Source organism: Rossellomorea aquimaris TF-12 (assembly GCF_001648555.1).
Lineage (GTDB): Bacteria > Bacillota > Bacilli > Bacillales > Bacillaceae_B > Rossellomorea > Rossellomorea aquimaris.
Genome location: NZ_LQXM01000030.1, coordinates 230,665 through 254,572, shown reverse-complemented (window position 1 = coordinate 254,572; position 23,908 = coordinate 230,665). Strand labels below are relative to the sequence as shown.

The window sequence follows — 23,908 nt, the reverse complement described above, 5'->3', positions numbered from 1 at the left end:
ATTCCGGAAAGAATGTCGAAGAACATAGAAAAGACTCTGTCTACTTAAAGGAGATCCTATATGTTAGAGACTGTCCACCATTTAATTTTGCATGTGGTATTTATTCTGTTTACGATTCTTCTCTTTCAAATGGTTACAAATGAATCGGACAGTAGCACAAAAAGGTTTACCCTTAAGTTCTTTTTCATGAATCTTGTAGTTTTAGTGTTTACCATGATCTTTCCCGTAGTTTACTCAAGCGGATATGTGTACGATTTCAAAGTGATTCCCATTATCCTTGCCTTTCTCTATGGTGGGAAGAGGGTGGGGGTTGGTACGTACTTCACCATGCTTGTGATCGGTTTGTTTACTGACCATGTATGGCTTTTTTTACTCATGAATTATGCGATTTACGTTGTGTTGCTGATCCCTCTATCTAAATGGTATGGAAGGTTAAACTGGAAGAACAAAATGCTCCTGCTTTCGGTTTTTTATCTGTTCATACCAATTACAAGATCGCTTTATTTACTCCAGAAAGATGAGTTGAAACAGCTCCCATTAGTGGCAGGCTCCACGTTAATCATATGGATCACGCTGATCCTGACCGCTTATCTGATTGAAAATCGATTAGAACAGATAAGAATCAAAAAAGAGCTCATGAAGGCTGAAAAGTTCAATGTCGTCAGTCAATTGGCAGCCTCTGTGGCACATGAAATCCGGAATCCCATGACCACTGTAAGAGGGTTTATGCAGCTCCTGCAGAGAGAAACCTTAACAGAGAAACAAAAGAGCTTTATCGACATATCCATACAGGAACTCGATCACGCGCAAGGTGTCATCAATCAATACCTTGCCCTTGCAAAGCCCCAGACGGAGGAATACGAGGTGTTCAGTTTGACCGACACCATGCATGAATCCGTTGATGTCATGTCTACTTATGCTGTCATGAACAGCATAAAAATCAACCAAAACTTTGAAAACGACCTGATGGTCAAAGGGATGAAGATAGAAGTGAAACAAGTCCTGCTCAATCTTCTGAAAAATGCCATCGAAGCGATAAAAGAAAATGGAGAAATCACGGCTTCAGCAAGTCGTCATCATGACGGCCGGATGATGATCACGATTCAAGATAATGGAGCCGGCATGTCTTCAGAACAACTCAAGGTACTCGGCAGACCCTATTATTCGACCAAGGAAAAAGGAACGGGACTTGGATTGACGGTCTGCTATCAGATTGTTAAACGGATGAAAGGGGAAATTCAGGTGGAAAGTGAGCGAGGGGAGGGGACGACGTTTAGGGTTTATTTGCCTGGGGGTGTGTAGGAGAGGTACGAGGACAGGTTAAGTGGTTTTGTTAGAAGGAATGGGGTTCTTGATGGAAAACCGTGGCTAAAGGTTATCGTGTTTCTTTTTACATTAAGAGGAAGCATCAGAACCGTCCCAGTGCTTCCCGGTACTTTACTCTTAAATGAGCCATGTAACCTGTCCCTTTGGCTTTCTCTATTTGCTAACATAATAACTTCCTTCACTTCGATTTGGGCAATCACTGGTACGCTAAAGCATTAGAAATCCGGGAGTCTGCCAATGTATGATGGCCACGAAAAAAGCTAGGGGAGTCCCAAGCTTTTTGTCATAGTTTCGTATCGGTATTCTATTCTCCGACCATCCCGTCTCCATCATTGTCTCGCATATAAGGGTATAACCAGTGATCGCTTGTGATTGGCATGCTGAAGCCAGCTGCTTTTGCTTCTTTGATTGTCACCAGTCCATTACCGTTCGTATCAATGCTTGAGATATCGCCTTCTGTGTTTGAATTCGTTGAGTTTGTGTTTGAGCTCTTTGAACTCGAGGGCTTACTTTCTGTTAAACCAAGTGATTCATTTACTTCATCAGGGTTTACATTGTCGAATGTATCAACGATTACGTTCCCTCTTAATGTATAGGTATACTGATAACTTGAAGGGATCTGGGTTTCCGTATTTGGATAGGTGATAATGGCTTGAAAATTAGTAACTCCACCTGCATCCCGGATACTTTTTTCCATATACGCTTGATCACCGTGTCGGTTAAGCGTGCTGTCTTGAGGGGTGATATTATAAGCATTCGATACCCCGCCGAGAGAGTCAGCAATGATATGCCCTTCATCTAACACAGCACTTTCGACGCCAGGAACCTTTGCTTCATCAGAGTAATATCTGCCAGACGATAATACCGGTTCCGTTCGGTCATTTTGTAAAATGATTTCGTCTGCAATGACGCGCACTAGCTGACCGTATTCATTCGTGAATGCCCAATACTCACGGTCCCCAAAACCGATGTCAACGACGACGTTCGGTTGACGATACCCAGACAAATCACCACCATCGACTTCAAGGAGATCGAATCCTGGAAACCCTTCATCATTTGTTTTTGTTTCGGTTGAGTTTTCTTCTGCGACTGCTTCCTCTACTTCAGGCTCATCCACAACCTCCGGAGCAGCTTCTTCCTTCTCATCTTTTACATCAGTATTCTCCGTGGCTTCTACTTTCTGATCTGCTTCTTTATCTATAGGGGTTGCACCTTCTACATTGGCACAACCAGCGATAAACACAGTTGTTAAAAACAAGAGTAATCTGTTTATTTTCTTATTCATTTTTTTGCTACCCCTTTCTGAATAACCGAAATCACTTTGTTCATTTTACCGCAAATTCTTATTTCCTCTTTGAATTTTAACAAATCTGAATAGAATCGCATTTCAAATAATTTGTCGAATAATATGAAATCGATACCCTGTGATACGGCAAGGGTTCTTTAGGCAAAAAAAAGAACTGACACCCTTTTCAGGTGCCGGCTCTACAATACATATGCGAATATCCTCTCTTATATACGTTGGAGATAGCCCGTGATCTGGAAAACCCGGTCGGTCGATTTCATGCTAACTCTTCGGCAGCTTCATATAGGTAAAAGTATACGGGGAATCTGGGCCAGATCCCCCGGTCGGCTAACGCATTAACGCCGAGGGGGTCAGACCCTGAACTTTGGGCAGAGCTAAGGACTTAATCTCAAAAAACAGCCCTTTCCATAAAAAAAGTTTCATATCCCTCTAAAACAGAGATATATGAAACTTTTTTTATTTCACCAACAAACCGACCTTTCAAAACAATCAAATAAATTACACCAACACAAAAATCTAAGCGGTTTTATAATAAAGCGCTCGCAATGAAATTGAAGGTAATGTAAAGGAAGGGGTTAAGGATGTGAATGCTTATATATAGAAATAATCAAGGGGACAGGTCATCTGGTTGTAAATAGACACGGCACCTGTCCCTTTGGTTTTAAATTTGACATTCACTTGTAAAATACCAAATTTAGTTAAATAATAGAATCATACTGTTAGAAAAAGGAATGACAAAACATAATGGTATACGAATCAACCTAGTTAGTGGGGTCTGACCCTCAACACGTTAAGACTTCAGATTACCCGTGGGGGCAGACCTCTTTGTCGCAAGGCATTCAATGCGTTATCCTTTTCTGCAGGGTACACCAACGAACACACTGACCTGGTAAACGCTCGATGTGGATACCTGATACAAGGTTTATTCAAGATGGACAGAGAGCTACGAAGAATTATACTGGATATCAGGTAGGAAAACAGAAAGTAAATAAAATGACGGGAAAAGCTCTAAATCAGGAGGGATGCCATGAATATAAACGGAAGGGTGAAAAGCTATATGATGCGCATAATGAATGTGGGAGATTTCCTGAAGCATGTATCAGGAATCATTGAGCGGTAGCTTCATGAATGGGATCTAAATTATGAAGTGTTCGTCATGAAGTTAAAGGATTACGAACTCTTTGTGAAAAATAGCGATCACTATTACCAATTGTTTCTGACTGAGCAAGACCTTAACGTACCGAAAAGAAAAAGATTATTCAAAATCGGCCAGACGACCTGGACTGATTTTATTGATCAGGGGCTTCCCATCAAGAAAGAGTAAGGTACAATTTGAATACAGCCTTCAAAGAATCATTTGACATATGAAAAGAGTCTCTCTAGGCAGGTGGCTCTTTTCCCATTGATTTGGTAAGATTAGGGTGGAAATTAGTATAACTTTATAATACATGTGGGAGGAATTCCCTATGCCTACATACAAAAAACTAGTACGAGACCGAATCCCGGAAATCATTGAATCTAGCGGTAAGAAACTCTCAACAAGAATTCTATCTGATGAAGAATACATAACAGAGTTGAAGAATAAAAGTTTTGAAGAGCTAGAGGAGTACCGGGATGCAGAAACAAGGGAAGAAGCTCTGGAAGAATTGGCAGACCTGATGGAAATCGTACATGAATTTGCCAAATCTCTTGGTACAACATTTGAGGAAGTGGAAGAAATCCGCCGGAAGAAAGCAGAAAAACGAGGGGGGTTTGAGGAGAAGATTTTCTTGATTGATGTAGAGGACTAGACAGAGCAAGGGCAGGATATATTTTAGTTGTTAACTTGAAGGTAGGAGAAACAATCTAATGAGAGACATTGAAATTAGACTTAACGATATTGTCAAAATGAAGAAAATTCATCCTTGTGGAACAAATAGTTGGAAAATTATTAGAGTAGGGGCAGATATACGCATCAAGTGCCAGGGGTGTGAGCACAGTGTCTTAATGCCAAGAAATCAATTTATCAAAAAGGTGAAAGCAGTTGTTGTAGAACCCCAAACTGTTTATTCAGATAATGAGAATCAAACCGAAAGTAGCATTTCAAATAACGATACTTCAAATAAATCGGAGACAAATGGGCGGGAAACATCCAAGATAGAATTCAATGCAGAGTCTGAATTGCGAAAAATAGGATATCGTATCACTGGTTTGAATCGGGATCAAAGGTGGCGAGTACTAATAAATTATGCGTTGCCTAATTTAGGTTTGGAACAGACAGTCAAAACAATAACCTCCCATATAAGGAACAGAACGAGTCAAGTGAATGGTGCTACAAAGTTTAAATATTCAATAACAGAGTGGGAATACGACTTGAACCGATTAAAAAAACAATTTTATAAAAATGATTTTAAATGGCCATCCGTTAAATAGATTATGAATGTTCCTTCTATAGGGACCTTTTTTTATACTAGTTTACCTCTGATTCAATTAATGCTTTATCCTACAATTGATTAGTCATCATTACGCGGATTATTAAATCAAAAATTATTTTGCCTCTTATAGCTCTTTTACCTCTTATTTGGTAATATTAATGCAGAGTTTTCTTAATTTTAAAAATTTTATATTTCATCACTTCTGACTATTATTCATAAATAACCAAATCATTCATCTATACCCTTGGAGGAAGAACTAAATATGATTGATCTAGTGAAGGCTTGGAATATCGTGGTTTTCTGGTAAAGGAAGAAGAAAATAAAATCCTTCTTACTTCAGCAAATCATCCTGAAGATTTATATGATATTAGGTGGCTTATTCAAAAATTGAATTTACCGATTCATTTAGAAGGTAGAACATTTTTTATAAATGAAGGATTGTATAATAAAGACAAGCTAATCTGGTATCCAGCACAAAATCATGAAGCAGGGGGAAATGGTGGTTGGCGGAGCTGGAAATATTTTATAAAATCCATCCATGGTCCAAAGGTTCGAACTTTAACATTGGAAACCGGGGTGGCTTTGTTTATAAAATCTTTAAGTTCAGCTGGCATAACTACAATCTCCAGTTGTGATGGCCATGGTAGAAAGGCTCCCTTTGTCTCTTTTTTTGGACGATATAATGCATGTTGGTTCAAGGTGCTTTTTTGTAATAATTTTAAGAGTGATACACTGAATTATGAATGGAATTTTAGAACCTCACTTTCTTCAGATTGGGATTTAGTTGCAGTCAAGAAAGAATTGAGATGGGACCTTCATTATGTATTAGAAGATACATACCAATTTGCGAATTTCTTCTTGGAAAACTCAAAGACTATTTCTACAATGAAACGTCACATTTTCAAGAATAATCGTAACAGTAACAGAAAACTCCTGAAAGGAAAAGATTTCGGTGAACTTTATGATTGGATGGAAACAAGGTACTTGGCATTCTTAAAGGAACAAGAAGGTCAGATTTTCATTAATAAGGGGGATTGATTATGGGGGTACCATTGTCGGATTTTACGGTTCTCAAATATATAGCCGACGGGATGGAACAAAATCCTATGAGACGAGAAAGCATAGAAATGGAATTGGCTTTGGACTCATTAAGTGATTACAGTGTCTATGCTTTTATAATACATGACCCTCTAGAGCATAAAGACTTCCATGAGTATTTTGTTAAAGAATTCGCCAATTTACACAACAGCTCTGGAGAACACCTGGTGTTTTTTGGCTTGGTCGATTCACCAGGTGCATTGAATCTGGTTGGAAGGAAGCCATTTTATCAGGATATCCGTGATATGGTTTCTTCTTTTGAAAAGACACCAAACATGGAAGATGGGAGTTATTCTGTATTTGCACTGGCCCATAGTTTGAATATAAGTCCTGAAATGTTGCCTGCAATCATTGTGACACAAGATGTACGTAATTCCTCCTTCCGTTATTACAAGACTTGCCCGAATCAAATAGAGAAGCAAATGTTCAAGCTCACGGGTGTTTCTTATAAAATGCATACTGTCAAAGAATCATCCGAACACTCAGTGTCAGAGAAACAAGAAATGTTATATCAGATGCTGGATGAACAAGACCTTGACCTATGTAAGGGAATGGGGGATTCACAACTGACTGAAAGTATAGCAAGGGCTTTATCAGACGTCTTGAGCTTTTTGGTGGAAGGAGAACGGGATTACAATAGTATTTATGTGAAAAAAATTGCAATCAGGCATAGAAAGGATTCAATTAAACGGGTGATTAAAGAACTCAAGGGACTTCGTAGGAAAATCAAGGACCTTGGTCACGATGACCTGGAACCACAACCTGAATTTCAACTATTGGAAAGTATTTATATAAAATTGGCAACCTTTTTGAATATGGTTGAGAGAAAAGGCAGTTTTGATTCGGAGGATGCGTTTCCTATAAAAACGGAATGGCTGGATGGTCATTCTTTCAAATTTCTGCAGACTGGATTGAGAGTAGAACGGTTCTTGGGAATGAGAGAACTTAATCTGGATCATTCGGCAAGCGCTATCTGCTTTGCCAAGATGTTTGAAAGAGAAATCAATAGTTCGTTGATTCACTGGGTCCGTAAACATCTTGGAATTGAATTGCCTTATTATTATTATAAATATCAACCGGATAAAAATGCTATTGTAGACATTAATTATACTGGTAACAGAAGAAATGGTTTTTCTGTAGATCTCAATAACAATCATTATGGAAAGTGGACCCCTCCGGAACTAGGGAAATCCAAAAAGCTTGCAGTGAGTTATATTAACGACGATGGATGGACCAGTATGGGAATAGGTAATAAAGATATTTTCTTGAGAAACTGGCAGACTATACATCGGGTAAGAAATAAAGTTGCACATACAGATGAAGTTGGTGAGTCCGAAGTTAAAATGATGAAGGATGCATTAGTGTCTCTTTCCACAAGTAATATTTTCAAAGAGTTATCATCTTTAAAGTTAAAACTCAGAAGTTAGATATTGAAAAAAATAATTGATTACTTGAAAGAGCCGCTAGAGTAGGTGGCTCTTTTTTCAATGTTTTGATAATATGGGAATGGAAGATTTTATGAATTTACTGATTTCTTGATTACATTGAAAAACCTTTTTTTAAAGTAAACGCTTAAGGAAGAAATCAAATATTGAAACCAAAACAATCATGATTTGACAAGAGGGAACTATGCTGAAGCTTTAGCAGAAGGAGCGTGTGGAACTGTACAACAATAAGTACGAGCGCAATCCTTTAGCTAGAAAGAAATGCATAGAACAATATGAGGTTCGTTGCCAAGTTTGTAACCTGGACTTCGAAAATATCTATGGTGAAGTGGGAAAAGACTTCATCCACGTCCATCACAACATCCCCTTCACGAGATACAGAATGATTATATTATAGAAGCTCAAAGAGTGATAAGCAGCCGGAAAGAGGTTACCTTGGAGGTATTGTGGAGAGTAATGAGAAGCTCGCTTCTATTGATACCGATAATCAGTTGATCAAGCTGATGCAGAACTATAGGCCGAAGAAGATGATCTTGCTTTATGATTATTCTGTCAAGAATGATATTGACGCTATTTGGACTCCTTAAAGATACATTAAGAAAAAAAGTTTACAGTTTCTCTAAACTAAAAGGAGAATCCGCATTCCATGGATATGAAAATTGAGAGTTTCGTAATGGAAGACAATGTTAAAGATATTACAAAAAAATTACTAGAAGCACGAACAGACATTTTAGCAATTAACTACCTTAAAGATATTAATTCCGTTGGGGAACTATGTAAAATCAGTGTCTTTTTAAAATGTCAAAAGAAAGAGGTAGGGAATAACTTCTCTATCATTGCTATATACATATCAACCGTTGCCCTGGTACTCCCAGCCTTTGAGAAACTTACACCTGATACTCCATACGTCTATTTTATCCTATGCTTAATATGGGCCGTTAGTTTAAGTGTGTCAGTAATAAAAGATGGGGTTCCATTTATTAGGAAAACCAATGAATTTAATAGTAAAGTTGATTATTTATTATGGCTTATAGAAGAAGAGATAAAACAACGAGATTTAACAATAGGCTAGGATATGAATTTTTAATAAAGAGGTGTAAAAGATGAAATTACATGAGAAACATTTTGAACTGTTCGATAGGGAGTTTTTTTTGTTTGCAAAGCTGAAGGAAGAAATGTCTCCTGAAGAAGTTGAAAGAGTTAAAGAAACCTATAAAGAATCATGGGGATCTTGGAAAGCTTTAATGCAAAATGTATATAATTCAATAAGCAGTGAATTCAGTGAACCAATTACTGAGAGTTGGACAAATGGTTGGTCAGTCCGTACCCGGTTTTGGACAAGATTAAAGTATAAGGATAGGGAGCAATCATCGTCTTGTATTGCTGCCATGATCAATGAATATACACTACGGGTTTATTTGGAGTGGCATAAGCACAGTAGTGAGAGCTCCTCCACCTCAGTCCAGGAACATAACTTATGGTTGGACCATATGGAAGAGTGGATTGAGAGTGAAAATATAAACACTAGTGAATACAGTGTTTGGACGACTGCAGAAGGGGACGATGAAAAGTATATTACACTGGATACTTTTCTAAGAGACAAAGAACTTCAGAAACAATATAAAGAATTATTAAGTACTTCAGAAGGTCGATGGATTAGGGTGGGCAAGGTCTTTTCGAAAAAAGAAGTCCTCAGCTGGGATGAAGCAGATCAAGAGATTGCAAAAATCATAGAGGAGTTGCAAGGTATTTATGATAAAACCCAGGATGGAAGTGATGTAAAACGGAACTACTGGCTTTTCAATGTGTATCACTCTCAGAATCCGATGGTATGGGAAAAATCCAGGGAATATGGCGTTGCTGCAATGCAATATGAAGAAGGAAAACAAAAGTTGGCAGCAGTCACCCGGAATTTGAACATTATAAAAGAGATAGCCATAGGGGATTATGTAATCGCTTATACTGGAAATAAAGGGTTCTTGGCTATCGGACAGGTAACCAAACCATTCTTTAATGAAGAGGATGAATCTAAATTCATTGATGTAAATGGTGAAGGGTGGAGACAACGTATCGGTGTCGAATGGTTCAAGACATTAGATGAACCGGTCAGGTCATCAGAATCCGGCTTCAAATCCAGAATGGGGCTGGATTCAGCTACTGTGATGGGTTCTGCATCCATTTTCAAGATTCCTGAAGAGGGGTATCGGTTTGTGCAACAACTCATGGATGATGAATCTACGGCATTAACAAATACATTTTCGGGAATTTTCAATTCTATGGAAGAAGCAGAATGGACTTTCAATTTAACAAATCAATCCCTAAATCAACTTGGAATCTTGGAGCCGGGCGACCAGCGAGTTTCAATGACGTTATCTTCAAAAAAATTACGAGTCAATTTCTGTAAATGGTTGATTTTAGGTTTTTATAAAGACGAAGAACGGCTTTTCTTAGAGCTTGCCTTACCTGAAAGCGAAATAAATGATGCATATCACAAGAATATGTTTGCCAATGAAGAAAGCGAAGAACCGATTGCCATAGCTCATGTCCCAGCAGAGGATTTTAAGAATGACTCTCACTTGCAGAAGGTCTATTTTGATACATTGAAAATGGTGAAGGATAGATTTAAGAATTACTCCAAATCACCATACAGAAAGGCACATATACCACAACTAGAACAAGCAGTATTTAATCCTGAAAAGAGGCCAGAGGTGCTAACAAAAGAATTTTATAGTACCATTCCACCTACCGAGGACAAGAAAACAAGGTATTTCTGGTTGACTGCCAGCCCATCAATTTGGAGTGTAGAGGAAATCAAAGATGGCGGTGCGGTTAACTACACAGCTTATAATGAAAAAGGAAACAAAAGGAGAGTTTATTCAGCATTTGAAAACGCACGTCCAGAAGACAAGATTATCTTTTATGAGTCCACGCCTAGAAAGGAAATCGTTGCTCAAGGGGAAGTGGTCAAGGGTCTTCATGAAGTTGAAGAAGAAGGGTTCGATGAGCCGATATTGGGGGTATCTTTTCGTTATATTGAGGATATCACCCCTATAAGTTGGGAAACAATTTCTCAAGTTGAGGAACTGCAAAGTTGTTCCCCAATCAAGAATGGAGCACAGGGAAGCCTGTTTGAGATAACGAAGGAAGAATTCGAGACAATTTTATCATTGGAGCCCACTAATGAAGTAATCAAAGAAGTGAAGATTCCTACAGTCTCTTTTAAAAGGAAATTGAATCTATATAATTTGTATTTCGAGGATAAAGATTTACTGCTGAAACAAGTCGAGACAGCCTTGCGTAATGGTAAGCACATCATCCTTACCGGACCTCCAGGGACGGGCAAATCAAAATTGGCCAAACAGATATGTCGCTCTTTTGAGGCTGACTATAAAATGGCGACCGCGACCTCTGACTGGTCAACTTATGAAACAATCGGGGGATACAGACCAAAGAGTGACGGGACCTTGTCCTTCAATCCTGGGTTGTTCCTTCAATGCTTCAAGGATGGAAACAATAATAAGCCAATCAACAAATGGTTAATCATCGATGAAATGAATCGTGCCGATATCGATAAAGCATTTGGTTCTCTATTTTCTGCACTAACCGGAGATACGATAACCTTGAATTTCCTAGCAGAGAGTGGACATCCCCTCTTATTACGACCTCAAGGGGAAGAGGAAACAATGGAGCCCAACAATCATGAATACCTGATTCCAAATGACTGGCGCTTGATCGGTACGATGAATACAATGGATAAGGCTTCCCTATATGAAATGAGCTATGCTTTCATGAGGCGTTTCGCCTTCATTCCGGTGGGTGTCCCGAAACGCATCGATGAAGATTTGGTACAACACTTCCTTAACGCATGGGATATAAGTGATTATAAATATACGGAAGTATTGGCTGTTACATGGCAGAAAATCAATGACTATCGCCAAATCGGCCCGGCGATTGTCGAGGATTTGGCTAAATACACTGCATTGGATTCGAACTTCACTTCGGCTATCATCCTATACGTACTTCCGCAGTTTGAAGGATTGATGGATAAGGAAATACTTGAATTCATCGAAGGTATAAGTCATTTGAAGGAAGTGGATGGGGAACTGTTAAAACAATTTGCAGAAGATTTCTTCCATGTAAAGGGTTAGTCTATGAAACGAAGTGCAGAAGAACTGATTGAGGAAATCAGTGACTTTCTTGTCATTTACCTCAAATCAGGGAAAGTGGAACTCAACTCCTTCATCAAGAAAACGGACTTGCAGATATCCCAACTGGAACAATTACTTCAGATTCACTTTTTATTAAAAGATGAAGTAAAACAGTTCGTCCGGGAATTACCTATACTCATAAGGAGGATAAAAACTTCTACGACCGAAAAGCAGAACACATATCACGGGCAAATAAAAGGACAGATCAATTGGCCAAAAACCATCAATGATCGCATTGCAAGGAATGCAAAGGATAAAACGATCTTCGGAGTGAAGGAACGGAACAGGGAATATGCCATAAAAGAAAATCTGGTACTTTTAGAAGTTATCCAGACACTGTACGACATCTTATATAAGAAAATAGACAGTGACTATTATAAAAGATATACATGGTTTCAAGATTGGAATAGGTTGAAGCCTATCGTCAATTATATGCTCACTAAAAATATATACCTGTCAAGAATTCAATCAGATAAAGCAAAAGTAACGGATCGGATGATACTTGATACGTTAAAGCACAGAAATCCACTGTATAGGAACGCCGCTTCAATTTTACAGCAATATCGAAAGGTACTTTCGTGTGAGATGAATCAACTAGAAATTCAACAACTATTGCGGGAAACATTCGTTTATCCGCAGGAAGAGGATGTCCTATTCGAGTTATACTGGGTAGTCAAATTGATTGAACAGAACAACAAGAACGCCCATTTGCAGATGATAGATGGCCGAAATAATCTTCTAGCTCATTGGAGCGATAAAGATTTTTTATATAAGATGTACCATGATTCATCAGGCTCGAGTCAAATAAGATTTAACATTACTACGAATGAAGTGAGCCTTCATGAGCATCCATTCATAAGAAGGAAATTAGGTTCAATGGAAAGAGCAGAAAGATTTGCAAATGAATTCTTCGGAAAAGGCTTAAATACTTCTACCTATTGGAGTGGAAGACCAGATATATTGGTTGAAGTGTATGATAAAGGAACCAAAAAATTAAAGAAAGTTTTCATAGGGGAAGTAAAACATACTTCCAGGAGGGAATATGCCATAACAGGACTTAGGGAACTTGTGGATTATATCAGTTTCATCAAGGATGAAACCAATCAGTATATGGATCAAAATAATGGAGTGGAAGTCAGAGGTATTTTGTTTACGGATAATCTGAATTTGAATGATTCTCTTGAAAACGAGTTGGATTTAAGTAAATTACATGATGAAATAACTTTCGTTTCTTTATAGCTTAACTTGAAGCAGTGAGAGGGCCAAAATCCAGTATTGGCTTTCACTGTTTTTTTATCTGGAGGATTTTAACAATAATTGTCGAATCATAGTTAATAACAAAGTCAGGGATTATTGTTTTACTTAAATAAATGTAAAGTTCTTATAACATCGTTTATGTCAATTTATACTCAAATTAAATAAAATGGCACACCTAATAATCTAACGATCGTTTGAAATTAATACATCTCTAAATCTCTAATACATCTAAAAACCACATATAGTATTTTGACACTATAAGTTGGCTTATCTATTATTATCTTATACTTGAATAAGTGTGCGCAGTTGCGGGTTCGAATCCCGTACTCCTCGCCCAATCATTAAACATTGCCCTTAGTAGCAGTTATTGGATTATTGGCATATTTATCGCTAATACCCTTTCACTTGCTATGGAGACTACTTGGGAGTCGCTCTCTAAAGATGATAAGGAGATGATAGGGATGACAATGTTAACATTCTTTACCCTGCTAATAACCTTCGCGGATTCCGAGGAGTTAGTTTAATTGGTAAAACGGTTGATATAGGAACCGAGGTTATTAGCAAACCATCATAAAATAGTGGAATCTCATTGCGTTATTATTAGACTCATCTTCATCATGGAGATGAGTCATTTTTTAGGTTTTCTAAGTTAATGTCGAAATATAAAAATGAAAGTGGGTGTAGTACGTATAACATTGATTATAAACCAGATTTTTTCCACAAATAACCCATATTGAGGACATTAGTACAAAGCTAGTAATCTCATTCGAAAAATTCTTTTACTTGTTGGTACATATAATTTTTATTTAACCAGAAGGCTTGCTTTACCATATAATTATTTGTCAAAATATCTTTCATATTCTCAGGTCTAAACTTCCATATTGCAGGAGAGGGAAGCTGATCTGAATTAATACTTTCACGATAATCCGACTTGTCAGCTGATGGTCGAATATGAAGAATTTGAGGACCACTCACTTGACTCGGCAGATTATTCTCTATTTTGTAACCTTTCTTATTTGAGGCACTTTTCTTAACATGTTTAAACGTTAACTCGACACCATTAATGAGAGTTTGTTTAATTCTTTCCCATGTTTTTTTGACAGTACCCATGAGTTCGTTTTCTGGCATATACCAAAATTTTGCACCCCTAAATATCTCGCCTTCTGGTGTTTCCTCGTAAACTACTAATAAGAATTTTGTTGTGGAAAGGTAGTCATACACTCGGGTATCTTCCCAATCAAGGTTACTAATATCTTTGATGAAGCTAACATCCGATTCAAGTTTAAATCCTTCAGTAGTGAGTCTTTTTTTGGATGCTTTTTTTCTCTGATTAGATTTTACGGTAACTGTTTTTACAGCAATTCCAGCCTTCTTAAACTCATCTGTTTTTTCTAAATCACCTTTTAGATTAAACATTTTCTGCGCAATTAGCCGTGAACTTGCTTTATCATTCTTTTCTTTAATTCTAACGCCAAATTTTTCTGCTAAGGATTGTTTATCCATATTGTAGAACGGTGTAAACTGATCGAGAATGATTTGTTCAAACGTTTTGTGTTTTAACTCGGATAAATTTTTTATGACATGCTCTTGAGTACCAATTTGCTTAGCATTGATTTTTTTATGTAACTCAGGATAATCATATTGATAAGAATCGTAAGTAATTGAACTCTTTAATTCGCCCTGTACAATTCGCTTCGTAATTTCCTTCATGTAAGCTGGTCTTAAAGAAAAAGCTCGTCTATGTGCTTTCTCATCACTACACGGTTGTGTTGTTTGGTTCTTTTCAGTTTTACTTCCTTTTGTCACTGCGCCAAGGTATTGTGTCATACCTTCGGAAATGTCCTCAGCCCTCCCCTGACGAATCATATCCATTATAATGTTCCAATCGTTTTCCATGATTGCCCAATCATCCTCTAACAAGTCGTACAAATTCAAAAGAATAGAATGGGTCATTGAGAAATCTGGATAGGTTGGGTATTCCTTTCCTTCGAATTGAAAATAATCAACTGGGTCATATTTATACAACATGAGTTCTACAAGCTTTGACTTTTTTAAAAAGGAAGAATTCTGAAACTCCCTCACATATTCTTCATTAAAATCAAAAATGTTAAGAACTAGTCTTTCTTTGGCAGCCCAAGAATTTTCATTTTTGAAAAATTTAAGCCCAGCGCATTTGAGTTCTACACCTAGATTTTTGAAATCAGCCTCAGGTCGACTGTTATTCGCTAGCCCGAACCAATCTTTTTCAACTGCATTCCCAAGCCAACCTTTATTTCTTGGGCTAGCGTACCACTTATCCACATTCTCCTGTGTCACAAGCTCCTTTATCATTTTACCAATAGCAGCTTCACCACGTTCTTTTATTTCTCGAATTGTTTTATATTCTCTATCCATCGCCATCTCCCTAATAGAAACTTTCATCCACTACTCAACTTCATTATAAATTACATTCAATTTTTTGTCTGTATAGGGTATTAATGGGAATGACTTAGTTACAGAAATCGTTGAACGTATAGGAATGAGTTTAAGTAAAGTACATGAGTACAATAGCGTAAAAGTTTAAGGTTATAATGTTCTTTTTTTAATACACAAGTACAACAAACAAAGGACTCATGTACCTCAGGAGTTTTATGCCCTCAAGTAAAAGCCATGAAAAGAACATTTTGTTTTAAACAATCTTATATGACCTATGTATTGAATGAATATAATCGTAAGAAAGTGGATGCTTATGACTCTATTATAAGTAGTCCACATGAAATTGAGGAGTTCACTAACTTATCGAATACTTGTTGTTAAATCCGATTGGGCCAGAGAGTTTGAAAAAGCTAATATTGAAGTTAAGACAATAAGTATAGAAGAAAAAGAAAATATTGAGCAAAGTATTTCAATTCCACACAAAACATTCAAAGAGTTTGTACACTAAGACTGGGAAGAGTCTGATTTTTATAATGACTTAAGCTCAAAACAATATTTACTTGTTATTTACAAAAAACATGGGGATTGTTTTGTCTTAAGGGGGTTGCCAGTTGTGGAATATATCAAATTAAGATTTAGATGAAGCTCGAATTGGGTGGGAAGAAGTTCAAAAAATTGTTCGCAAGAAATTAACTCTTAAGAAGAAGTACAAAAAAATTAAATTGACCTTATAATTACAAACAACTTTCCTAATAAGGACGCCAATCGAATTATTCATATTCATCCACATACATGGGTGGAAAATTATTACATTGAATAATACCTACATGTTTAGTCAACTTGATGGTAGTTTATAAGAATAATATAATCTTAATATTATAAAGGGAAGTCATTTAATGACTTTCCTTTATTCAACACCTCATATTTACAAAACATAAAAAGTAATAAGTTTCATCCTATTCCCACTAACTTCTTCAACCGCATTACAGAAACCTTTCTAAGCAAATACTTCTTTTTATCCTTCTGATTTATGGCTATGTATTTACTGTTGCGATAAACAATATTGAACTTCCAATGGATGCAGTTGTTTTTGGTTTTAGCAAAAATATCATCTGAAATCATTTTATCGATGAAGTTTACCAGTTTGCAGATAAGGAATTTATCAAGCAACCTGACCAGCAGAAAGCCCTGTTCTATATTTCTATTAAATTTATCAATATTAACTTTTCTGAGATCGAACCACCAGTGATTGTTCTGGACGGATGGTGATAAGAAGAAGTACCCGCTTTTCTGGTAGATCGTTGTATTAGAGTATTGGATTAGTTCCAGGTCAGATAAGAGAATATGTTTATTGACGTTTGAGGAATTTGCACGTGTATTCGCCAAAATCCTAGCCCCTTTTTTATGTAATCAGTGAAAGGTTAAAATTGAATTCATAGAAAATATTATACGACTATTTAAGGATAATTATTAGGCGCCAGACATATTTCCCGTTTCCATATAAATGGTATTCTAGTAAAATAGATAGAGTCACATTTTCCTGCAGGGGAGGAATTTTGAAAAAATGCAACGGACGATACGATACTCTTACGTATTATTTTCAGATAATGAAAGCATTAATAGAAAACTAGTAGAAATAGCCGAGTTGTTGGCAAGAGGGATTAAGGTCCTCCTGTTCACAAATTCAGATTTTCTGTTGGAAGATAAAGATGATTTTGAAGGATATCTCGACGCCAATCTTTTACATATTCATAAAGAGGATATATCGATAACACAGACGTTTGAAGTTATTGATGGTCAATCACTCGAGGAGATGAAACACATAGTCAGGTTCTTCCCTCGTTTCAATATCGAACAGTTCTTGATTGAGCATGCAGCCTATGATGAAAATATCATGGTGAAGGCAGGGGCGGGTACAGGGAAGACGACCGTCATGATCGATCGGATTCTTTATCTATTGCTAGCAGCAAAGGTCAAACCTGCTGAGATAGTAATGATCACTTTCACGAGGGAAGCTGCACGGAATATGTATGATAAGCTGAGGGAAAGCTTATTTTTACGCTTCAAGGCTACAGGGAGCCGGGGAATTTTAACGTTGATCGAGCATCTTGCCGATATAAGGATCCAAACGATTCACTCCTTTTCTAAATCTTTACTGAAGGAAGTTGGTTCACTCGGGGGCTTTGGGTTGAATGTGGCGCTACGAAGCTTTAAACAGGAAAAGAAAGAATGGATTGAAGAGGAGCTCGATAGGTTTTTCGAAAAGGAACTCTCTCAAGCATCGGGGACGATTGAAGCGCTGATTTCTCCATTGAAGCTCTATGAGTTGATAGATACTATATATGATTTTTCTGAGAGGTTCGAGCAAAAGGGCTTTTCGACAGCAGAAATACTTATTGGAACGGATTTCGGAGAAGGGACGATGGGCAATGAGCGCATGAACAACCTGCTGCAAACAGTTATTCGGAATTTGGAGCGCCGCTTTCAGGAAGAGAAGAATCTTTTGAATGCGGTTACAATGAATGATTTGACAAGGCAAATAGATGAAATAAGAGAAAGACATGGAGTGGATGCATTCAAGAATATAAGCCAGCCCATTTCCCATCTGTTCGTGGATGAGTTCCAGGATAGTGATGATATCCAAATACGGTTGATAGCGACCATCCAAGAGGCATTTTCGGCAACTTTGTTTGTTGTTGGGGATATAAAGCAGTCTATCTATCGCTTCAGGGGCGCAAACCACACTGCGTTCAAAATCTTGAAAGAGAAGCTTGGACAACGCGATATTTTCATCGATGACGGAAAGTATTACCTAAAGAAGAATTATCGGACTACCGAGCGGTTGTTGGAACAAATGGATGTCCATTTCTCCTTGTGGGGGGAAAGAGGCTATCTTGATTATGATGTTGATGGCGAGGAAAGCAGTGACCGCTTGGTGGGGATGAGAAGCGGCGAAGAAGATGACCCTTTGAAAATTGAGACTAAACGTGAGGAAACGAAAGAGAATATGAGGAATCATATTCTACCAAAGGTAGTCTCCGGATTTAAGAGGATAGTTGAGCTGAATGACTCTAACCCACAGGAAGAAAAGCGGGAAAAGATTGCAGTCCTGACCAGGACGGTCGAGGAGGCCCGTTTGGTGGATGAATGGTGCAGGGGGCAGCAACTATTGACAAAGCTTGAAGTCGGTGGTGGATTCTTTCAGTCAAAGGCCATCCGTCATTTTCATTCTTTGGTACTCGCCCTCCTCCATCCTGAAGATGGTAAATATCTAAGCAACCTATTGCATGGTCCTTACGGGCAATTGGAGGACTATATCCTTCATGAAGTTGTTGATCGAAATGGATTCAAAGAGTCGTCAATCGAGAGGATGAAGGAATCGACCTCTTTCCCATTCCAGCGTTATCAGCGGCTTCTGACTTATCAACCTGTCTTATCGGTACTGAGGACGATCATTGAGGAAAGGGAGCCATTCAATTGGATATATTCCCGCCGTATGGATGATTTGGTGAATCTTCTTTCGGAAGATTATACACCTGAGCAACTCCAACAACAGTCAGTCAACGATACGGAAAAATATAAGTTGAATGTAGGTAAATTATTCGAAATGCTCCATCAGGCATTTTCAGCTGAATTTGTCTCCCTTCACAAAATCGAGAGTTGGCTGCGTGTACAGATTGCAACCAACCGTGATGAAGAGGAAATGACTGTGGAAGGCATGGATGCGGAAATCGATCACGTCCATATCTTGACTGCTCACAGAGCAAAGGGGCTTGAATATCATACAGTCATCATCCCTTTCACAGAACGTCCTTTCACGACTTCATTCAGCAAAATCATCTTTGACAATGAGCGCCGAAGGGTAGGTTGGCTAATAAATAAACCAGGCCATGAAGAGAGGAAAAATAATCATTTTGAGTTGCTTAATTCACAGGATGACACTGAATCCATCCACGAAGAAACAAGGCTTCTCTATGTAGCGATGACCAGGGCGAAGAATGAGTTGATGATCATCCGGAACCTGAAAAACGATACCTACAAAATGACTTGGTCGAAAATATTGAAAAAAGAGCGATAGGAGGAGTAAAGGATGAGTGTAAAAGTGGATGTCATCATGTATGAAAATCCGTTTACCTTTCAAGATTTGCCCGAATATGCTCCATTTAGGAATTCCCCTCACATCTGTGCTACAGAGTCATTGAAGCATGGTCTCACGGGGGAGGTGGCGTCCGGGCTTTTCTCGGCGACAGAGGTCATCCAGAAATTCTATCCTGAATGGAATGATGTGGATAAACGGTTCGAGCAATATGCTGAGCTGGCGGATCATCTAAGGGCATGGGATGATGATGGTTCAGCAGAAATCATCCAATCATTTAAGCGCAATCAGTTGAATGTCTTGATAACCATGAGGAACCTTACAGAAATCGGGTTGAGACCGGAAAGTCTTCGCCCCCTCTGTAAAAAGGTGGAGGAGCGTGTTTTTTGCGATGTGTGGGAGAAAATGCTGTCTACCTTCGATACCTATATGGAAGATGCAGTAAAAAACCTGGATTCCTTTGATACCATACAATCGTTCCTTGATACAACGGGTAATACCGTAGTCCTCCATGGCTTCTACTTCATCACGCCTGTACAGCACCATGTTTTCACAAAGTGGAAGGAGCGGGGGATGAACCTGGTATTCATTAATCTCTACCATAAGGACCATCCTGCAATTTTTTCCTTCTTGGAGGAAAATTTCTCAGTGGAAAATGGTTGGGTCTCCAAAGAGGAGTGGATGCTGACGGAATCAAAGGGCATGTCTATGGCAAGCAGGTTGTTTGCCTCTGCATTTGAAGGGAGTTATAAAAGGCAGCCGTTGCCGTCCATTTCTGAGAAACCATATGAATATATGATTGATTTTGTACAGGATATACAGGAAAACCACCGTTATATCTCACCAAACCAGGATGAACTGACTGGGAGATTGATGGAATTCAAGCCTGATATGTTCATAGAAGAGCGACATTTTCTGTCGTATCCCATCGGTCAGTATTTGCTGCATCTTCACTCCATCTGGGATGAATCGAAACAGGAGTATCTCTTGAATGGTTCGATGTTGGCTGAATGCTTCGCATCGGGATGGCTTGAATACGATGGCCTTAATGCAAGAAGTTATACAGAGCAGCTAAGGGCAATCCTACCGTACTTTGATAAGTGTCAGACCGTTGAAGAATGGCTGTCGTCCATAGAAAAATTGAAAATGGCGAAGCGGTCATCATCCGGCCCCATTAAAACTCATGGGTTGAGAACAGGGGAACATTTCAAAGCTGTGCGTGTAAACCCGGTGCTTCGATTTTCCTTCCTGTCTTTGACACTAAAGGAAATAGGGATCATTGAGGCTTTCATCAAAAAGTTGATACAAGATGCGAAATGGTTGATAAATATAGAGGAAGAAAGGGTGACGATCAAGACACACTTCAATCGAATAAAACAATTACTCGATAATCATGAAACGCGGGACTCACTACTTGGGAAGACGGAGAAAAAACTCGTCTCACAGCTGGAGGATATGCTGGGGCGACCTGGCCGATCGAATAGCCCCTATAATATTTCCGACTTATCGGATGCAATAGTCGTATTCCTGAAAACGGGTCTTAAGGATAAGGATGAAGAGGATTTTGAAGAAGCATTGGATATTGAAGAGAATATTAAGATTCAAAAGATGCAAGCCCTGGACGGTCTCATCTATAAGAAATCCGATAAGGTCCTTCATTTATGTGGAATGGACGAAAAGCACTTTCCTAATGGGCAAACACCGATGCCCTGGCCATTGTCCGAAGCCTTATTAAGAGAATTGGATAATCCTGCAGCTAATATGTACTTATTTCGGAAAAAGCATGAGCTTTCATTTTCAAAATATTTGTTTTATACAGGACTTTGCTTCAACGGGGAAATCCAGCTGTCTTGGATCAGGAATTGGAATGACCACGAAAACCTCGACAAATCCATTTATTTGCAGCTATTGGATGTGGAAAAGGCAGCTGACGATAAAGGTTCACAGTATCAATATGTAAACTGCTCCACCGGACCGTCTGAGGATCAAAAGGCAAAAGTGGTGGAGGAACTTCTATCATATCCCAATGAAGAATTCGTTGAAATGAATTTATGCAAGCGACGCTTTTTCTACAGTAGTGTCGTCGATCGCTTTTCAACATATGATTCCTCATTTCACCAAGGATTCCTGATGGGGAATGTGGTGAAGCTGTATGCTTCCATCGGAAAAAACAAAACCGAAGTCATGCGGTTGATGAAGACCCTTTTCCCGTTCATGGGTGATGTCCGCCTACGTGCAATCATTGATACGAATATGGAGGAAAACCTCGTTCAGAGCATGAGGAAGTATGGATTGACCAATCGATTGAAGTATGAGGATGTTGAATACGCAGAAAGCACCCTGTACTTTCAATACCTGACCCACCGTGGTGCCTTCCAAAATGAACGGTGGAGGACTTCATTTGCGATGGTGAGAGGGAAGAGGCGGGAAAGGAATGAGCTCGCAACGCAAATCGCTTCAATAGATGAGGGGTTGCCTGAGGCAAATCCATCCGAATTCTGTAAACTCTGCCCACATGCCGGATATTGCGAGGATGCTTTATACGCTGTAGATATTTCCAAGAAAGGATGGGATGACAATGACACAGATGACAACTGATGAAACGAACTTTAACGAAGCATTCGGACTATTGAACGAGGCATTGTCGACAATCCCCAGCACAGCGAATGATATAGTAAACCAAACCAAGAAGTTCCTTCATAACATTGAACTGAGTGATGAGCAGCAGAAGGTAGCAAAAATGGAATCCACCCATTTGCTTGTGAAGGGCACTGCTGGAAGCGGAAAGAGTATAACCCTTTTAACTAGGATGATGCAGAAGATGTCCGAGGAATTCGGAAAAAGATTCCTGTTTGTTTCCTACAGTGAAGAGCTGATTAAAGATGCCCAGAACCGCTTTAGGCAGTCGGAGTATTATGATGCACTCCAGGAACATAACCACAGGGTCGATTTTCTGACCTTTCATGAATTGGCGCATCGTTTATTGGCCTCGATAGGTGTCAAAGTCCGTAAATTCCGCACGAATCATAAGGGATTGAACCGGGGGGAGGACGAGGTGAGGGCCCGTATCCTCCGTTTGATGGATTTGCTTGAATCCGATGAATTTAAGGAGCTTCCGGCTATCCATACAATCAAAAAAACCCAGAATACATCATTTTTATCAGAGGAATTCGCGTGGATGAAGGGAAATGGATTCATCACCGAGGAAGACTATCTATTGTGTGACCGGGTAGGGCGTGGGCAGCTGCCAAATATATCTGTGAAACAACGGTCGACCATATTCAGATTATTTGTATATTATCAAGAAGACCAACTGAAGAACTTCTATAATAGGGTTGATCCAGAAGATTTTGCATTGCTCATCATGAAGAATTTCCACCTCTTAAAGAAGGACCAGATGTATGACCACATTTTCATCGATGAGGTACAGGACCTCCAACCGATGCAGCTCAGGGTCTTAGTGGCTTTCGATAAAGGTACTTTATCCCTCAGTGGAGATGAGAGGCAAAGAATATATAAAAGCAGCCCATTTTCTTACAAGGCCCTTGGCATCAATATAAGGAGCGGAAACAACGTCGTGTTGAAACGGAACTGGCGTTCGACCTATTCCATCATGAAGCTGGCGAATTCCTTAAACTTCAATCGCTCAAGTGAAGACTCCAAGTATGACGATGAGAAGTATTTTCCACGACCCGGAGAAAAACCGCAGATAAAAGCTTTTAAAACTTATGTCGGCATGCTGGATGAAATAAGTACAAAAATTAGAAGCATAAATCAGATACATCCCAATAGGACTTTCGCAATCATCCACCGTAGGCATGAAACACAGGATGAAAATAACATTAAGATATATCTCGAACAGTATTTCAAGCTCAGGACCTATATTGAACGCAGCACCCAGTCTGGGCATCGACAGCATGGGCCTAAGGTATATCTCATCGAGGCGAAGGCGACCAAGGGATTAGAATTCGATTATGTCTTCATACTGGATATAGATAAAAAGCATTATCCACACAGGGACGAGGTGGAAAGTCTGAATAAAGTGAGACTCGTCAAGTCGAAATCTCCGGATTTTGAAGCTGATAAAAAGGAGCTTGAGGAAAAGGAAAAACGGATTCTATACGTATCCTTGACTCGGGCGAAGCAACTTGTTTTTATGTATTACCACTCTCCCAAACACCCGGAAATAAAAATCTCCCCATTTGTAAAGGATTTTGATACAAGGGATTACGAAGCAAGTGGTTTCAGGAAGACGTTATTATAAATCGGAGGTTCCCCTGAAGTTTCAGGGGACTTTTTATTATTAGGGAGTAAGGTACAAGAAAATTGTCGGGTTTTGTAAA

General features: G+C 38.8%; 13 protein-coding genes and 1 pseudogene. 11 read left to right on the top strand and 3 right to left on the bottom strand.

The annotated features are described in order from the left end of the window. Nucleotides 1-60: 60 nt before the first annotated feature. Complete coding sequence (locus IQI_RS18440; RefSeq protein ID WP_064094133.1) at nt 61-1,302, top strand: ATP-binding protein; 1,242 nt, start codon at nt 61-63, stop codon at nt 1,300-1,302. 328 nt (nt 1,303-1,630) lie between these two features. Here the strand turns inward: IQI_RS18440 and IQI_RS18435 are convergent, their stop codons facing one another. Next, nucleotides 1,631-2,611: a DNA/RNA non-specific endonuclease gene (locus IQI_RS18435; RefSeq protein WP_064094132.1), complete on the bottom strand. Its 981-nt coding sequence runs from the start codon at nt 2,609-2,611 to the stop codon at nt 1,631-1,633. Nucleotides 2,612-4,098: 1,487 nt separating this feature from the next. Here IQI_RS18435 and IQI_RS18425 point away from each other — a divergent pair. From IQI_RS18425 to IQI_RS18395, 7 genes and pseudogenes are all read left to right on the top strand, one after another. After that, nucleotides 4,099-4,422 carry a nucleoside triphosphate pyrophosphohydrolase gene (locus IQI_RS18425; RefSeq protein WP_064094130.1) on the top strand — a complete coding sequence of 108 codons (324 nt, stop codon included), beginning with the start codon at nt 4,099-4,101 and terminating at the stop codon, nt 4,420-4,422. Nucleotides 4,423-4,480: 58 nt separating this feature from the next. Next, nucleotides 4,481-4,666: pseudogene (locus IQI_RS21100) on the top strand (DUF951 domain-containing protein); the annotation flags it as partial. Between the two features lie 767 nt (nt 4,667-5,433). After that, on the top strand, nt 5,434-6,084 hold the full coding sequence (locus IQI_RS18415; protein WP_156509949.1) for a hypothetical protein: 651 nt from the start codon (nt 5,434-5,436) through the stop codon (nt 6,082-6,084). A gap of 2 nt (nt 6,085-6,086) precedes the next feature. Then, nucleotides 6,087-7,571, top strand: a complete 1,485-nt coding sequence (locus IQI_RS18410; RefSeq protein WP_064094128.1) for a hypothetical protein — start codon at nt 6,087-6,089, stop codon at nt 7,569-7,571. Between the two features lie 664 nt (nt 7,572-8,235). Next, nucleotides 8,236-8,661 (top strand): hypothetical protein, encoded by a 426-nt coding sequence (locus tag IQI_RS18405; RefSeq protein ID WP_064094127.1) that lies wholly within the window; start codon nt 8,236-8,238, stop codon nt 8,659-8,661. A 31-nt stretch (nt 8,662-8,692) separates the two neighbouring features. Further along, nucleotides 8,693-11,737 (top strand): HI_0552 family protein, encoded by a 3,045-nt coding sequence (locus IQI_RS18400; protein ID WP_064094126.1) that lies wholly within the window; start codon nt 8,693-8,695, stop codon nt 11,735-11,737. Nucleotides 11,738-11,740: 3 nt separating this feature from the next. Continuing rightward, complete coding sequence (locus tag IQI_RS18395; protein WP_064094125.1) at nt 11,741-13,036, top strand: hypothetical protein; 1,296 nt, start codon at nt 11,741-11,743, stop codon at nt 13,034-13,036. Between the two features lie 780 nt (nt 13,037-13,816). On the opposite strand, the gene IQI_RS18390 is transcribed toward IQI_RS18395, so the two are convergent. Next, complete coding sequence (locus IQI_RS18390) at nt 13,817-15,448, bottom strand: MutH/Sau3AI family endonuclease (protein ID WP_064094124.1); 1,632 nt, start codon at nt 15,446-15,448, stop codon at nt 13,817-13,819. Between the two features lie 972 nt (nt 15,449-16,420). Beyond that, complete coding sequence (locus tag IQI_RS18385) at nt 16,421-16,855, bottom strand: hypothetical protein (RefSeq protein WP_064094123.1); 435 nt, start codon at nt 16,853-16,855, stop codon at nt 16,421-16,423. Nucleotides 16,856-17,033: 178 nt separating this feature from the next. Between IQI_RS18385 and IQI_RS18380 the strand changes: the two genes are divergently transcribed. The 3 genes from IQI_RS18380 to IQI_RS18370 are packed head-to-tail and all read left to right on the top strand — an operon-like array spanning nt 17,034 to nt 23,829. Continuing rightward, entirely contained in the window at nt 17,034-19,547 is a 2,514-nt protein-coding gene (locus IQI_RS18380; RefSeq protein ID WP_064094122.1) for a UvrD-helicase domain-containing protein, read from the top strand. A gap of 12 nt (nt 19,548-19,559) precedes the next feature. Next, complete coding sequence (locus tag IQI_RS18375; protein WP_064094121.1) at nt 19,560-22,163, top strand: hypothetical protein; 2,604 nt, start codon at nt 19,560-19,562, stop codon at nt 22,161-22,163. After that, nucleotides 22,144-23,829 carry a 3'-5' exonuclease gene (locus tag IQI_RS18370; RefSeq protein ID WP_064094120.1) on the top strand — a complete coding sequence of 562 codons (1,686 nt, stop codon included), beginning with the start codon at nt 22,144-22,146 and terminating at the stop codon, nt 23,827-23,829. The genes IQI_RS18375 and IQI_RS18370 overlap by 20 nt, the downstream gene beginning before the upstream one ends. Nucleotides 23,830-23,908 lie beyond the last annotated feature (79 nt).

Excerpts from the sequence above, each read along its gene's own strand:
- IQI_RS18410 (WP_064094128.1), top strand. The coding sequence starts at position 6,087 with ATGGGGGTACCATTGTCGGATTTTACGGTTCTCAAATATATAGCCGAC.
- IQI_RS18405 (WP_064094127.1), top strand. The coding sequence starts at position 8,236 with ATGGATATGAAAATTGAGAGTTTCGTAATGGAAGACAATGTTAAAGAT.
- IQI_RS18380 (WP_064094122.1), top strand. The coding sequence starts at position 17,034 with ATGCAACGGACGATACGATACTCTTACGTATTATTTTCAGATAATGAA.
- IQI_RS18440 (WP_064094133.1), top strand. The coding sequence starts at position 61 with ATGTTAGAGACTGTCCACCATTTAATTTTGCATGTGGTATTTATTCTG.
- IQI_RS18435 (WP_064094132.1), bottom strand. The coding sequence starts at position 2,611 with ATGAATAAGAAAATAAACAGATTACTCTTGTTTTTAACAACTGTGTTT.
- IQI_RS18400 (WP_064094126.1), top strand. The coding sequence starts at position 8,693 with ATGAAATTACATGAGAAACATTTTGAACTGTTCGATAGGGAGTTTTTT.
- IQI_RS18395 (WP_064094125.1), top strand. The coding sequence starts at position 11,741 with ATGAAACGAAGTGCAGAAGAACTGATTGAGGAAATCAGTGACTTTCTT.
- IQI_RS18375 (WP_064094121.1), top strand. The coding sequence starts at position 19,560 with ATGAGTGTAAAAGTGGATGTCATCATGTATGAAAATCCGTTTACCTTT.
- IQI_RS18425 (WP_064094130.1), top strand. The coding sequence starts at position 4,099 with ATGCCTACATACAAAAAACTAGTACGAGACCGAATCCCGGAAATCATT.
- IQI_RS18390 (WP_064094124.1), bottom strand. The coding sequence starts at position 15,448 with ATGGATAGAGAATATAAAACAATTCGAGAAATAAAAGAACGTGGTGAA.
- IQI_RS18370 (WP_064094120.1), top strand. The coding sequence starts at position 22,144 with ATGACACAGATGACAACTGATGAAACGAACTTTAACGAAGCATTCGGA.